This is a genomic window from Porphyromonas asaccharolytica DSM 20707, from assembly GCF_000212375.1.
In the GTDB taxonomy this organism is placed as follows: Bacteria; Bacteroidota; Bacteroidia; order Bacteroidales; family Porphyromonadaceae; genus Porphyromonas; species Porphyromonas asaccharolytica.
Genome location: NC_015501.1, coordinates 682,691 through 697,411, shown reverse-complemented (window position 1 = coordinate 697,411; position 14,721 = coordinate 682,691). Strand labels below are relative to the sequence as shown.

General features: G+C 52.4%; 12 protein-coding genes and 1 tRNA gene. 10 read left to right on the top strand and 3 right to left on the bottom strand.

Annotated features, from left to right (window positions below; genetic code table 11):
* Nucleotides 1-791 precede the first annotated feature (791 nt).
* The 8 genes from PORAS_RS02780 to PORAS_RS09125 all read left to right on the top strand — a co-directional run bounded on the left by PORAS_RS02780 (nt 792) and on the right by PORAS_RS09125 (nt 7,577).
* A complete protein-coding gene (locus PORAS_RS02780) occupies nt 792-1,835 on the top strand; it encodes a glycosyltransferase (RefSeq protein ID WP_013760110.1) in 1,044 nt (347 codons plus the stop codon).
* Nucleotides 1,832-2,902, top strand: a complete 1,071-nt coding sequence (locus tag PORAS_RS02775) for an EpsG family protein (protein ID WP_013760109.1) — start codon at nt 1,832-1,834, stop codon at nt 2,900-2,902. Before PORAS_RS02780 ends, PORAS_RS02775 begins: the two co-directional genes overlap by 4 nt.
* Complete coding sequence (locus PORAS_RS02770) at nt 2,896-4,077, top strand: glycosyltransferase family 4 protein (RefSeq protein ID WP_013760108.1); 1,182 nt, start codon at nt 2,896-2,898, stop codon at nt 4,075-4,077. Before PORAS_RS02775 ends, PORAS_RS02770 begins: the two co-directional genes overlap by 7 nt.
* A gap of 23 nt (nt 4,078-4,100) precedes the next feature.
* The gene (locus PORAS_RS02765) at nt 4,101-4,949 is read left to right on the top strand and encodes a glycosyltransferase family 2 protein (RefSeq protein WP_013760107.1); all 849 of its coding nucleotides are present in this window, start codon (nt 4,101-4,103) and stop codon (nt 4,947-4,949) included.
* A complete protein-coding gene (locus tag PORAS_RS02760; RefSeq protein WP_013760106.1) occupies nt 4,946-5,941 on the top strand; it encodes a glycosyltransferase family 2 protein in 996 nt (331 codons plus the stop codon). Before PORAS_RS02765 ends, PORAS_RS02760 begins: the two co-directional genes overlap by 4 nt.
* 6 nt (nt 5,942-5,947) lie before the next feature.
* Complete coding sequence (locus tag PORAS_RS02755) at nt 5,948-6,616, top strand: sugar transferase (RefSeq protein WP_004330766.1); 669 nt, start codon at nt 5,948-5,950, stop codon at nt 6,614-6,616.
* Between the two features lie 157 nt (nt 6,617-6,773).
* On the top strand, nt 6,774-7,361 hold the full coding sequence (locus PORAS_RS02750; RefSeq protein ID WP_004330763.1) for an RNA polymerase sigma factor: 588 nt from the start codon (nt 6,774-6,776) through the stop codon (nt 7,359-7,361).
* A gap of 81 nt (nt 7,362-7,442) precedes the next feature.
* Nucleotides 7,443-7,577 carry a hypothetical protein gene (locus PORAS_RS09125; protein WP_013760105.1) on the top strand — a complete coding sequence of 45 codons (135 nt, stop codon included), beginning with the start codon at nt 7,443-7,445 and terminating at the stop codon, nt 7,575-7,577.
* 140 nt (nt 7,578-7,717) lie between these two features.
* Here the strand turns inward: PORAS_RS09125 and PORAS_RS02745 are convergent, their stop codons facing one another.
* Nucleotides 7,718-9,316, bottom strand: coding sequence for an InlB B-repeat-containing protein (locus PORAS_RS02745; RefSeq protein ID WP_013760104.1), 1,599 nt, complete (start codon nt 9,314-9,316; stop codon nt 7,718-7,720).
* Between the two features lie 165 nt (nt 9,317-9,481).
* On the opposite strand from PORAS_RS02745, the gene PORAS_RS02740 reads away from it, so the two are divergent.
* Nucleotides 9,482-11,398: an InlB B-repeat-containing protein gene (locus PORAS_RS02740; RefSeq protein WP_044211225.1), complete on the top strand. Its 1,917-nt coding sequence runs from the start codon at nt 9,482-9,484 to the stop codon at nt 11,396-11,398.
* Between the two features lie 269 nt (nt 11,399-11,667).
* Nucleotides 11,668-11,931 (top strand): type B 50S ribosomal protein L31, encoded by a 264-nt coding sequence (locus tag PORAS_RS02735; RefSeq protein ID WP_004330764.1) that lies wholly within the window; start codon nt 11,668-11,670, stop codon nt 11,929-11,931.
* A 240-nt stretch (nt 11,932-12,171) separates the two neighbouring features.
* Here the strand turns inward: PORAS_RS02735 and PORAS_RS02730 are convergent.
* Both PORAS_RS02730 and cls read right to left on the bottom strand, forming a co-directional pair.
* Nucleotides 12,172-12,243 (bottom strand) — tRNA-Met (locus PORAS_RS02730).
* Between the two features lie 531 nt (nt 12,244-12,774).
* Complete coding sequence (gene cls / locus PORAS_RS02725; RefSeq protein ID WP_013760101.1) at nt 12,775-14,205, bottom strand: cardiolipin synthase; 1,431 nt, start codon at nt 14,203-14,205, stop codon at nt 12,775-12,777.
* Nucleotides 14,206-14,721 lie beyond the last annotated feature (516 nt).

Here is a 14,721-nt window from a genome sequence, read left to right as displayed (position 1 = left end):
AATCCACTGTCCCACGACCGCAAACCTCACGAGTAGCGACTGATATGGATCGTATAACGAGTAACCCGTTGCTTTCTAAGTTCATATGCAAGTAAAATGCGAAGTTTTTTCTCGTTTCGGAAACTCAGTCGACTTCTCTTCGGGTGAACCGCTCGGCGGGGTGGAAGCTTCCACCGTAGGGGCGGACCTGTGTGTCCGCCCGTCCTCACCTGAGCTCAGTCTATTCTGCGGGCGGACACGTAGGTCCGCCCCTACACAAGCTACGTCAGCACGACAATTCCATTCATCAAACGCTGTAACCTCGATCTGTAGGGACACACGATCGTGTCTAGCGGGAGGGCGTCCGTTGTATCAAAGGTTACAGCATCAATGCTTTAACGGGGACGGACGCCCTCCGACTAGACACTCCCGTGCGTCCCTACACAGGCTACTCGTCTCTTCTCGGGAGGAATTTTCGAATAGCTCGGTGGAAAATGAAAATTCTCCACGTGGGCGAGAAAAAATTCTTCGGAAGAATCAAATGAAACTTCGGAAGAATCAATTGATAAGTCCGAAGTATTTCTGATTTCTCACGTGGAAAATAAAAAATAGCCACGTGGAGATTTAAGATTTTCCACGTAGCTATCGAATGAGAGGTTAGAAGTTAGAGATTAGAGGTCCGTTTCTAGTTGCACTAGTGCTACTAGGAAGACTTGCACCCCGATCTCTAATTTCTAATCTCTAACTTCTAATCTCCAATTTCGTATCTTTGCAGTTAAGAACATGTTGCTCATCCCTTGATTCACCACGAGATGTCTTTATCACAAGAGTCCGCAGAAGCCCAGACGCCTAAGGTGTCGGTCATCGTACCTGTCTACAATGTCGAGCAGTACCTCCGTCGCTGTCTAGACAGCATACTAGGGCAGACGATGTCTGACTGGGAGGCGATCTGCGTTGATGACGGCAGCCCTGACAGGTCGGCAAGCATACTCGCAGAGTATGCCGAGCGTGATAGTCGCTTCCGTATCCTAACGAAGGAAAACGGCGGACTCTCCTCTGCGCGCAATGCTGGGACAGCCTGGGCGCGGGGTAAGTATGTCAACTACGTGGACTCAGACGACTTCATCCACCCGCAGACCTTCGAGCTGGCAGTGGCTCTGGCGGAGCGTGATCGCTCTGACATCGTATCGTGGGTACCAGACATGATCTATAAGCGTCGGCTACTCCTACGCGCTAAGCTGGGGCAGCCTTATGGCGATGTGGTGCCCTGGAGCATGTCTCAGCGCTACGACCTGAGCAAGGTGCATGCGGTCTGCACGACGGAAGTGACAAGGCATGCGACCAATCATCGCTGGTTCGATGGCGTCACAGATCCTATCCGATACTTCTACGCTTGGCGCCATTTGGTACGTCGTGAGCTCGCAGTAGAAACCCCTTTTGTAGAGGGACTGAAGTTTGAGGATTTCCCCTGGTGGAGCGACCTCATGCTGCGCTCCCCTCGTGTCACCCTCACGCAGCTACCGCTCTACTATTACTACTATAATAAAGAGTCTATCACGAGTGCCTCGACAGAGTGCCACAAGATGACTCACTGGATAGCTGGCATCCGGCACACCTTCCCGCAGTATGCCACGGCAGCATCTGAGGTACAGAGGACGTGCTGGGAGCGGCAATGTCTCTGGGCGGTCGTATGCGATCGCATCTCCAAGCAGCTCTATAAGGTGCAGGACGAGACAAGCCGTGAGACCCTCGTACCACTACTGCGAGAGCTGTGGGATATGGGTGTCTTTGCGACGCCCTATAACAAGCGCACGAAGTATCACCAAGGTCGTATCAAAGAGTACATAGGATTGTGATCCCCTACGTCATCTTGCTGAGCTTACTGCTCCTCTTCACGGCGCTGTACTACAGAGACCAGCGCTTTGAGGGACTGTACCAGCTCTTCACCTTTACCCTACTGGTTGGCTTCGCCGGTCTGCGTGTCGGACTGGGACAGGACTACGAGGTGTATGAGAATGGGTACAACTGGATCTCGTCTGAGTCCTTTCAGGCTTTTGAGCCTCTATGGCGGTGGGTTATAGTCGAGATGCATGCCCTAGGGCTGGGCTTTCGCTCCTTCATGATACTCACCTCAGCCATTACGATTGCTCTATTTTTTCAGGGCATACGGCGCCTCTCCATCTCCTATCCACTGGGCATTCTCTTTTTTGTCCTCTTTAATACGGGCTATCTGGAGACGCTCAATGGGGTGCGACAATGTCTCGCTCTGATGATTACCTTTGCAGCCTTCCATCTCTATGTGGAGCGGCGCTATTGGCGCTTCTTCCTGTGGGTCGTCCTCTCCTGTCTAGTACACAGCTCCTCGGTGATATGGTTTATCCTCTTACCGCTGATGTCGATAAGGTGGGACTGGCGCGTGCTGACGGTGCTGCTCGTGGTGACGCTCGCTGTGGGGAATCCACTCTTCAAGGTAGTGGGGCATGTCCTGGAGCCGATCCTCCCCGAGCGCTACGCCTTCTACATATCTAGTCGAGAGATGGACGCACACCAAGGGTGGGTCAATATATTGGTCCAAAACGGGATGACGCTCCTACTACTCATCGGGTCGCTCTATCTAGATAAGGAGCGTGATAGGACGACCTGTCTAGCTATCCTACTCATCGCTTTCAGCAGTATGATCTACAACTGTACCCTCTCGTCAGATGTAGCAATGCGCTTTATGTACAACCCAGGCATCATGATCTGCGTGGCTCTGCCTAACCTCCTACTATCGGTAAAGGATCGATGGTATCAGCTGACCATTGCTGGAGTAATGATCCTTTACTTCCTCTTTACTGTCAACAATGTGATGGATCCTGGCAGCTCCCTCCATACCTACCGATGGATCTATGACGACTACATCTATACCCCTACGCTATGGTAACCAATGAGTCTACACCGCCTAGAGCGATCGCCTTCGTGGTGAATCAGATCCGCCCGCAAGGACCTCTCTTTGTGGTGCGAGACATTGTCGCAGGACTACCTGAGGGCTACTACAAGCCTTACATCATACAGCTCTGCTCTCTAGAGCCTCAAGGCGAGGCGATGGCTGACGAACTGCAAGCGCTGGGATGCGAGATCATCGAGCTAGGCTTCACTCGTGGGCAACTAGAGCTATTCCCCCGATCGGCGGCAAGGCTGCTCGACGAGTGCCTGCAGCACTACGACATTACACTGGTGCATAGTCACACCTACCAGCCAGACATCGTCACCAGTTATCTGACTCATCGCTACATACTGCTGACGACCCAGCACAACATCGCTAAGCTAGACTTCACCTACGGCAAGGGGCGCCTGCTCGGTAACTACATGTGTCGTCACCTGATGCGCGCCCTGTCTCGTCACCGTGAGGTGGTCTGCGTCTCGCATGTCTGTCGTGACTACTACCGCAAGTCGCTCCCCACCAAGGTCAATGTCTATGTCGCTCCTAATGGGATAGACAACACGCTCTTTACTCCTCCCGCCACTCCCTCCGAACAGGCGCAGCTACGTCGCCAGCTAGCACTCCCTGAGCGAGGCTATATCATCACATACTGCGGATCACTCATCAAGCGCAAAGATCCAGAGCTGATCCTCCGCGCCTTGCGCCGACTGAAGAGGCGTCACCAGCTACCGAGTGACCTACGTCTCTTGATCCTCGGCAAGGGCCCTCTAGAGAGACGTTGCAAGCAGCTAGCGAAGCCACTCGGTGAGCAGGTGCAGTTTGTCGGCTTTACCGATCGTGTATCGGACTATCTAGGCGCTTCAAATGCCCTGATCACGGCTAGTCACGCTGAGGGATTACCGCTCAACGTCATCGAGGGAGTCGCATCGGGATGCGTGGTCATTCACTCGAATTTGCCTATCTTTGGCGAGATTTTGGGATCTGTCCCGCAGATGGCTGCTCTACGATTTGATATGGGAAATGTATCTCAGTGTGCCGATTGTATACTAAAAGCACCCTCTGTGACGTTTGATAGACAGGAAGCTCTGGAGATGGGAGGTCTGTATGGTCGCCAGCGCATGGCTCTGCAGTACCATCGTATCTACCAGCAACTCTTGCGCAAGTATCTTGGATAACTTATAATATAGACAATAACTAGGTGCTAACAACTGGCTCTATAGTACTCTACAAGAGCAATGCATTCTTTGTGGAGCAGATTATTGAGGACTTCTTCAGGACCCCCTCACAGCCACAGGTAGAGACCGACAAGCGTCTCTACCTGATTGACAATTCGCCCACAGATGAGTTGCGCTTCCTAGCAGACCTACCCGTCGGCGACGGACGTATCTACTATGAGCATCAGCCGAGCAACCTAGGCTTCGGCAAGGCACACAACATAGCCATACGCCTAGCCCACGATCAGGGAGCACGGTACCATGTGATCATCAATCCCGATGTGCGCTTTGACGAGACAGTGCTCGACACGCTGACCTCCTACATGGAGGCGCACGAGGAGGTGGGGCTCGTATCGCCTTTTGTCTCCTACCCGGATGGTCGTCCGCAGCAGCTCTGCAAGCTCTTGCCTAGACCGTGGGATGTGCTCTTGCGTCGATTCTCTTTCAGTCAGTGGGTCCGCAATAAGATCAACAATCGCTACGAGATGCACTGGCTAGACTATAGCGAGCCTGTGGAGGTACCCTACTTGTCTGGTTGCTTCATGTTTACACGCATGGCGATACTGGAGCGCGTGGGGGGCTTTGACGAGCGCTTCTTTATGTATGTCGAGGATATCGATCTCTCTAGGCGCATCGGACAGATCTCTAAGACGATCTGTCATCCCGAGGCTAAGATCACGCATGTCCACAGCCGAGGCTCCTATCACGATGCTAAGCTCCTATGTCACCACATCTCCTCGATGGTCAAGTACTTCAACAAGTGGGGCTGGTGGTGCGATGCAGAGCGCAAAGAGATCAATGCGCGCTATATCCCTAAGGAGGCAAAGCTATGAGTATAGGCCTACCTCTCTCTGTCATCATACCAGTATATAATGGAGCGAAGACGATCGTTCGTTGCCTAGACTCCCTCGTCGCTATCCCTGATGCTGCGACAGCACTAGAGATCATCGTGATCAATGACGGGAGCCAGGATGAGACACGGGAGGTAGTGACGGCCTACCAAGCACAGCACCCAGAGCAAACTATAAGAATCATCACCCAGGCCAATCAAGGACAGTCGGCAGCTCGCAATAGAGGCTTGGAGGTAGCTCAGGGAGCCTACGTATGGTTTGTCGATGCCGATGACTGGGTAGATAGCACCGCAGCTGGTTACCTACTCTCTCTCATCGCAGAGGATTCGTACGACATGCTCTGCTTTGGGGTTCGCAATGAGGCAGACGAGGAGGAGGTCCCCTCCGAGTGGTTGGACAGCGCGGCACACGACTTCGACCAGCTCCAGTGTACCGATGGAAGAGCGCTCTTGACAGAGCACAACTTATCAGGAGGTATCTGGGCTTTCCTGTGGCGACGCTCCATGCTGGAGGAGCATCAGGCGCGATTTATGGAGGGGTTGCTCCATGAGGATGCCCTCTTCTACTGGCACTACACAGCCTTTGCCGAGCGAGCACTTCTCGTCCCTGTCGTAGCTTATTACTACTATCAGAGAGCAGACTCATCTATCCATAGTGCACACACTTTACAGCTTCGTGCTTTCTCTCGCCTAGAGGGAGCCTTGAGCTTAATGCAGTATGCCGAGGAGATGCCCGCTTTGCGAGACTTCTATCTAGACAAAGCCTCCACCAACTATCGACTCAGCCTACGTATGATCGCTCGCTATGGCAAGGTCTCCGAACTCAAAGCGTACACGCAGCGTATGGAGCAGTCGGGAGACTACAAGCTCCTCATGCGCTATGCGGGTCGTAAGGGTGCTCCACTCATCTGTATAGCTCACCGCTCTCCCTGGCTTTTCAATCTAATTGCTCACATACTCCCCCCTGTTTCATAGACAAGTATGTATCGTAACTATCTCAAGCGACTCTTAGATATCATCTGCTCCCTACTGGGACTCATCATCCTGTCTCCACTGCTTCTTGTGGTGATCGTGGTGATGCTCTTTGCCAATAAGGGGGCAGGGGTCTTCTTCTCTCAAGCACGTCCTGGACGAGGAGAGCGGCTCTTTAATATGTACAAGTTCAAGTCGATGACTGATGAGCGTGATGCTGCGGGCAATCTGCTCCCCGATGCGAAGAGACTGACCGCCATGGGGCGGTTTATCCGCAAGACCTCCATCGACGAGCTACCGCAGCTGTGGAATGTACTACGAGGCGATATGAGTCTCGTGGGTCCGCGCCCCTTCCTAGCTACTTACCGTCAGATCCCTACGAAGCGCAGGAAGGTGGAGATCATCAGTGTCTCTATCGAGGGCGATGCGATAGAGATCACACCAGCACAGCGCGTGCGCTATGAGGTGCGTCCTGGCATCACAGGCTTAGCGCAGATCAATGGTCGCAACAAGCTGAGCTACCAGCGTCGCTTTGAGTATGATGCGTGGTATGTACGTCACCTCTCCTTGGCACTAGACCTCAAGATCCTCTTAAAGACAATCGGTCTAACCCTCCGGATGAAAGATGTCTCCTCGGCAACGGGTGAGACCTCCGAGACATTTACTGGAGAGAACTAAAGCTCCCCGCTCCTTCTTTTATTTTGACCCTAAAACTCCTCATGATTTGCATATCTCGAGGAGATTTGGTTACTTTGCGGTGTAATAGTAATCACAAAGTAATCACAGCCTATAGGATAGATAGCTACCTTTTATAAATACAAAGGATACTCTCTATATGACCACACTCCGTACGTGCAGCGACGATGAGCTCGTCTGCCAATATTGTGAGGGCTGTGATAGAGCTTTTGCAGAGCTCCTCCGTCGGTACGAAACTGACATTCATAACTATATCTATCTAACGATCGCTGATAGCGATGTCGCTGACGATCTCTTTCAGGAGGTCTTCATCAAGGTGATGCGTACCCTAAAGGATGGTAAGTACCATGCCAAGGGCAAGTTCAAAGCTTGGCTCCTCCGCCTGACGCATAATATGATGATGGATCACTTCCGCCAGGAGAAGCGGGCACTCTACGTGACTAACTACGATGCCAATCAGCAGATCCTCGACCTGACACCGGCGAGTGAGCTCCCAGAGGACTTCTTCGATGATCAGGAGGCTCTGTATCACCAGATATCGCTCTGCGTAGAGGATCTACCCGAAGCACAGCGAGAGGTTCTCAAGATGAGGATCTACGAGGATATACCCTTTAAGGAGATCGCTGAGCGCACCGAGGTAAGCATCAGCACAGCCCTCGGACGTATGCGCTATGCTCTGATCAATCTGCGCAAGATGGTACGTGAGCGCAATATTGCGCCCGTCTAAGCGTTTAGTCTGTGTAAGGGGATCTCGTAAGCTGTAGCCCATAGGACTGATAGCCCTGCACACCCCCTTCCTCAGACGACTATGGATATACGACTACCTTATCTCACACCCACAGAGCTATCCCAGGCTCTAGACGACGCCGCACAAGCGAGACGCTCTACGCATCATCAAGAGATGATACAGCACCTACTCGAGCTGGCACAGAGTGGTGCATAGAGACTTCTATCTGACAGCAACAATCGGCTGTCCGCCCCACCCCCTTCCCTTAAGACATATTCCATGCGAGCCGCCTAGTACTCAGAGAGAGACTAGACGGCTCGCTGCTCTTATTGCGTCCTGTGACTACCGCACAAGGATCACTGCACGATCAGGCTATAACTCGTTGCACCAGCCCGTACAATGTATCGCCCTGCCGGCAGATCGGTCAGCGCTATCGTTGCTGCGCAAGACTCATCAACCTGCGTCTCAGCGACCAGTGTACCTCGTAGATCATAGAGCATCACCTGGGTACCTGCAGCAACGCCCTCGATCGTCACCTGCTCACGGGCGGGGTTCGGATAGAGCGCATGACGAGCCTCATCAGGCGTGACGAGAGCCGTGTGATCGACAAACTTAGCATGTATCGTCGTAGGCTTCTGGATCGTTACCATAAGATCAGACAATATGTCACGTCCATCAGCAGTCAGCTCCTCGAGCACCCAATGCTCGTCCTTAGGCACAGGGATCAGGGTCAGCTCTTGATTGTAAAAGACCGAGTCCAGTTTTACCCAGTCAGGAGAGACATCGATCCGTCCCTCTCCCTCGACCTCTATCTTCACTGGGTAGCTTTGTAGCCCAAAGGCCACCACAATGATTGTATTCTCCTCGATGACCACACTCGCCGTCTCGGTGATGTCCGTCTCATTAGCCTTGATATAGACGAGACGTCGTCCCTCATCTGGGGTTGCCGCCACCGTGATCGTCGTGCCCTTAGGCACCTCATCATAGTACTCAGCCCCCGAGAGCTTGACCTCGCCGTCCCCGACTATAGCCAGCTGCACGACATAAGTGTCAGGCTTAGGAGCCGTAGAGCGAAAAGTGACACGGATATCGAGAGGCTTGTCAACCGCTAGCGTAAATAGATCGATCCCCTTGAAGAAGTCTCCTGCAGGCTCTCCATCTTGATACCACTCGTCTACCACATAGCCATCGTCAGGCGTAGCAAGCAGATTGACCAGCACCCCCTGAGGCACGGAGTCGCCACTCTCGAAGCTCACCTTATTGCTAGCATCATCGTAATAGTAGCCCGTCACGCGACCGCCCTCGCCAGCCGTATAAGTCACTGGATAAGCATCCGCTTGCTCGCCTGTAGACACAAAGACAGCCTCTAGAGTCAGTGGGCTATGCAGATTGTACGAGTACTTGTTCGGCTCATATTTGTCAGGCTCCACCGCTTGATCGTTGACCACCCACTTCTGCAGTTTGTAACCCTTGGCGGGGGTTGCCAGGAACTCGATGAAAGAGCCCTCAGGAAGAGTCGTCCCACTCAGCAAGTTGTTTGACACCATATCCTGATCATAGTAAGTCGCCGACAGCGTGCCCCCCTCACTAGCGGAGAAGGAGACCATAAAGCGCTCAGGACCACCCTGGGAGACAAAGGTCACACGAATATCCTTAGGCTCATCGATCCTCACACCAAAGAGCGTGTTGCCTTTGGCATGGTCCATAGGCTTGTCATTGACCAGCCATTCGTCTACCTCATACCCCTCGTTAGGAGTAGCCGTCAGATAGACCTGAGCATCCTTGGGAACCATCTCACCACTTGCGAAGGGCACCTCTGTAAGCTTGGCATAGTAAGCAGCTTCGACAGTCCCCCCTTCGCCTGCCGAGTAGGTCACCTTATACTGCTCCTGGGCAGACAGGTGCGCCACAAGAGATAGAGACAGTAGAGATAAGAGAAGTAGTAATCGTTTCATGAGCTATGATGTTTTATAAGAGTATCTACAATTGCTTTGAAGTAACACTAAAGGTCCTCAAGGGCAAATATAACAATCTTCTACGAAATGCGCACATTTCTAAATCCCGCAAGTTCCATCGTTTTTGTACTTTTGTGCAGATCGATAATGCAAAGCAATAGTCCTATGACACAACGACTACACTATTTACTACTCATGCTGACCGCCCTACTAATCGGACAGGCAGTCTGTACTGCGCAAGATCCCGCCGAGACCGCGCAGATCGAGCTGATCGTACCTAAGGGTACGCAGTATGTCAACTTCCAGGTCACCTACCTCGAGGGCGCCGAGGCGAATAATATCGACTTTGGAGATGGCACCATAGAGCAACACAAAGGGCGCTATCAGGGTGTCAATCACAAGTATGACCCTGCGACAACGGAGGAGACGGTCATCAAGATTGACGCCGCTCAGCTTACGCAGCTACGTAATGCCTCCGTAACCCCTGGCTTTTCTGGCTTTGGCAAGATTGCTGCTCCCGAGCTACAAGTCTTAGCCTTCCGACTAGACAACTACACGCTCCGGGAGAGTCGTGAGCAGATGGTAGACCTATCTGAGTGCCCTAAGCTCGAAGAGGTTTACCTGCGCAATGTGCTAGACATTAAGCTCCCCAACGAGCGCACCGTTCTCAAGAAGGTGACTCTGTACACCTCCAACTCCGACACCGATCGCAACTATACCATACTCTCTAGTAAGCATCTAGACCTATCAGGCTACACAGCTCTAGAAGAGATCGATATACAGCGTCAGCCGAACTTAGAGTCGGTCAATCTGACAGGACTGACCGCCCTAACCAAACTCACTATCAAGCAGTGCAGCCTCTACAAGATCGACGGCATCAAAGAGCTAGCAGCACTCACAGAGGTAGACCTATCGCGCAACTACCTCCCCTACTCTTCGCTACCACTCCAGCGCCCTGCGCTAACCTCCTTTAAGTATGGGCAGGAGGGCGTACGTCTAGCTCCTGAGTGCGTGGACAAGAACACGATCCACCTCGCCGATATGCTCGAGGTGAAAGATGCCGACGGCGAAGCACAGCCTAGTACGATCAAGCAGATCCGACAGCTCAACACGCCACGCACACTCAAGGAGGGACAGGACTACATCCTCAAGGGGAGCGACCTCATCATCCTCGAGCGTGGCTTCGGAGGCTTTGGCGGTGACAACCCGCTAGACTCTATCCAGCTAAGCATCAAGGTCACCAACGAATACTACCCCAAGTATGGTAAGAGCACCTATGAAGTTCCTGAGCTCAAGCTAGACATAGCTCGCGAGGGCGCTGTCTACCCTGGGGAAAAGCAGCCGCTCACCTTCTCTGCTAGTGAGGGTGGCTCTATCCAGGCTATGGCAGGCGACACAGAGCTCTCCTCTGACGACAAGGTCGAGCCAGGCACACCGCTCACCTTCACCGCAACGCCCGACGAGGGGTACATCATCACCGAGTGGCGTGTCAATGATATCGTCCAGATGACCCCAGGACTTGACAAGAAGCCGATTACGGATGCTACCTTTAAGGTCAATATGTATAGCGAACCGATGACGGTCACCGTCACCTTTGCCCGGGCGGAAGACAATTATGCTGTCACCTTCTCCAAGGAAGGCGAGGGCAAGCTGACGGTCACGGTCGATGGCAAGCCGTTTACCTCCGGGACCTTCGTTGCCAAGGGTACGAAGGTGCTCTTCGAGGCAGAAGCCTTCACCGACCACATTGTCAAGGAGTGGCAGATCAATGGCGAAGTCATCCCCGCTGGCGAAGAGCAAGCAAGCTACACGCTGACTGTCGACAAGACGATGGAGGTTAAGGTGATCTTCGCCAAGCATGATGCTATCGATGCAGTCAGTGCCACACGCTATCAGATCGCTCAGACCGACCAGACGCTCACCGTACTGGGCGTCACGGCAGACGAGACGATCCGCCTCTACACGCTCACGGGTACTCCTGTCGCTACGGCAACGGGAGACGCCACGCTTTCCATCGCACAGCTCCCCGCAGGCGTCTACCTCCTACAGATCGGCAGCGACTGGGTCAAGGTAACGCTCTAACGTGTAACCCGACTTGACGTGTAACCCGACTTGCGGAATTATCGAAAAGTCTCGAGGGGCGAAGATTCAGATATTTATTGTACCTTTGCCCCTCGAAGTTTGTCTCCCAAGTGTGAGCAGCTCACCGATTGCTACTTGATCGGGACAAGCCCTTGCGGTATCCACGTGGTGCTAGACGATAGGAAGATCCTGCGCTAGCCCTTTTGCCACTTGACGAAAGGAGAGCCACGCCCCTGCAAGATTATTAACTACTTAAACGCATCAAAGCAATGAAAAAGGATCTACATCCTGAGAATTACCGTCCAGTGGCATTCAAAGATATGTCCAACGACGAAGTCTTCATCACGAAGAGTACAGCCAACGCTAAGGAGACCATCGAGATCGATGGCGAGACCTATCCGCTCATCAAGATAGAGATCTCCAACACGTCTCACCCCTTCTACACGGGCAAGGCTAAGCTCGTTGATACGGCAGGACGTGTCGATAAGTTCATGAGCCGCTACGGCAATCGTGGTAAGAAGGCTGACAAGTAAGCCACACATCGGAGTCTGAGAGCGCCGATCTGCGTCTCTCGTCCCCAACCAAATGACAAAGCACGCTACGAACCCTCACACGAGGGTCTGTAGCGTGCTTTTCGTATATAGTCACTTTTGCCAATAGGCGCATCAAGCTGCAGCCGTACTCTCCTTCATCTTCGTCTCACGCATCGCAGTCATAGCGGAGGGACAACAAAAAAAAGACGCACCCCAAAGGAAGGATGCGTCTATCGTTAGTTGCGGAGACAGGACTCGAACCTGTGACCTTTGGGTTATGAGCCCAACGAGCTACCACTGCTCCACTCCGCGATCGTTTGTATCTGCAAAGGTACGAAGAATATCTGAGACCGCCAAACATCTACCAAACCTAGACCCTGCAAATCAGGTAGCCCGATGAGCCGTGTACCCCTACAAATCGTTTCTCGTCAGTACAGATCGCTACCCATCAGTATGTCTAGCTCGCTTGTAATGAGATTTTCGAGGTTGAGGTACCTCTATTTGCATAACTCAGAATATTGCCTTATATTTGTCGTAGCAAGACACCGATAGGTGCCTGCGCAGCGTGATCTTCTTACATAGTACATGTAGACAGCGCAGACCCATAGCCGCACTGCTCGATACGGAAACTCTTCAATTTTAATCGACTATTCCGAGATCATTCTATCTACCCGATGACCGGCCTCGACAGACTCCTAGTGAGTGTGTGAGTACTTGTTGCTCCAGTGGACTTCAAAGGGGGATGGATCCTCAAAACTTGTATGTTCTTCGGAGTTTTTCTAATCCGCAGTGCGGCTTTTTTGTGTCTGTTGCCATAGGCAGCAGGCTTTTTTATGGCGGGACTTACAGGAGCGGGGAGAAAAGGCGAGCCAGCGCCTCTAGAGTTCGTATCCAGAAGGAGCGCCCACTCCACTCCTCTAGGGTTAGCTGACGACACGCTTTGAGATCCTCCTCGAAGGCTTCGCTCAGCTCCTCAGCTATCTGCTTGTCATAGACGAAGGACATCACCTCTAGATTGATCTCTAAACTACGAAAGTCCATATTAGCACTGCCGATGCCCACGATGCGCCTATCCACCACCAGCAGCTTAGAGTGTAGGAAGCCACCCCTATAGCGTCTCACATCCACTCCAGCCTTTAGCAATTGCGTTAGATAAGAGTCTGAGGCACGCTGCGTCAGATAGGAGTCTCCTCGCTCAGGCAGCATGACGAAGACGTATACACCGCGCAGGGCAGCACTGCAGAGACTCATCAGCAATCCCTCTGGCGGGAGGAAGTAAGGGGTCTGTACTAAGATCTCTTCGTGCGCTATCGAGCACGCCTTGATAAAGGCTTGCTCGATCGTCTGCCAGTGAGCTTGGGGACCATTCGTGAGGAACTGCATCGCTATGGGATGCTCGTAGGAAGCGCCTCGGTCGATCTTGGCAAAGTAAGGCTCTAGGTCAAAGCGCTTACGCACTGCTACGGCCCAGTCTACAAGAAAAACACGCTGTAGCCCCGCTACAGCACTCCCCTCAATGCGAAAGTGTGTATCACGCCACTGTCCCAACTCATTGCCTTGCGTATAGTACTGCGCCACATTCATTCCTCCGAAGTAACCGATGCGCTGATCTATCACCACCACCTTACGATGGTTGCGGTAGTTGATACGTAGATTGAAAAAGGGAAAACGCACTGGGAGAAACGCATAGACCTCACCGCCTGCTCTACGTAGCGGTTTCCAGAAGCCCTTCAGATCACTCCGGATGGAGCCTAGACCATCGTAGACCACACGCACTTTGACCCCCTCGCGAGCTTTATCCACCAATAGATCACGCAGCTCGACTCCCAGCTCGTCAGACATTATGATGTAGTACATCAGATGGATCTCCTGCTTTGCCGAGCGAATATCCTCAAAGAGCTGTCGGTATTTATCCGTCCCGACCGTGATCACCTCCATCGAGGAGGCCGCCAGCACCGTACGATCGTCACTATTGTAGAGTAGCTTGCCCAGAGAGCTGTAGTCAGGGTTCTCTAGGGTCGCTCGGTGAAAGTCAAAGTCCGTATGCTCCACAGGCATACGATTGATCTTCTTTAGGAAATCCTTAGGTATCAGTCGCATCGAAGCCGTCGAGCGGCCGAAGAGCAAGTAAAGTATCACCCCAGCTACCGGCACAAAGATCACGACCATCAGCCACGAGAACATCCGATAGATGTCATCGCCTCCCGTCAGGATCACGACCACAACGCCCACAACTAGGAGCGTGTATAGGATAGTCAGCACTGTCGTCCACATAGCATCTTAAGTCTAGGAGCTAGCCATAGCTAGCTAGTCTAGCAGGTTCACTATCGCAAAGGTAGTAATATTCCCTTGACCCAAATAGGGCAATCGTATGGCGTAGACTCAACTATCAAATGCAAGACACACGATTTTCAGCCGACTCCCTCGTTACTTGACTCACGGGATTGAGAGGTCTATATAAAAGCTACGTGGGAAATGTCAAAATTCCCACGTAGCTATTTTTTATTCTCCACGTGGGGACGGAAAAATTCTTCGGAAGTTTCATTTGATTCCTCCGAAGTTTCGTTTCTTCCCTCCGTGGGGATTTTTTCTTTCCTCCGTGGAGATTTGGAAATTCCTACGTGGGGATTTGGAAATTCCTACGTGGAGATCGGCTCTTTTTGCCACCCACGCATCGATATGCTCCGACAGGCATCAGGATATGCCCCTAGCTGACAAAGCTATTACAAAAAAATGTACATTTGCCTATGGGTAGCTGCTTTTTGTAAAAGACATGCTCCCTAGCATCTC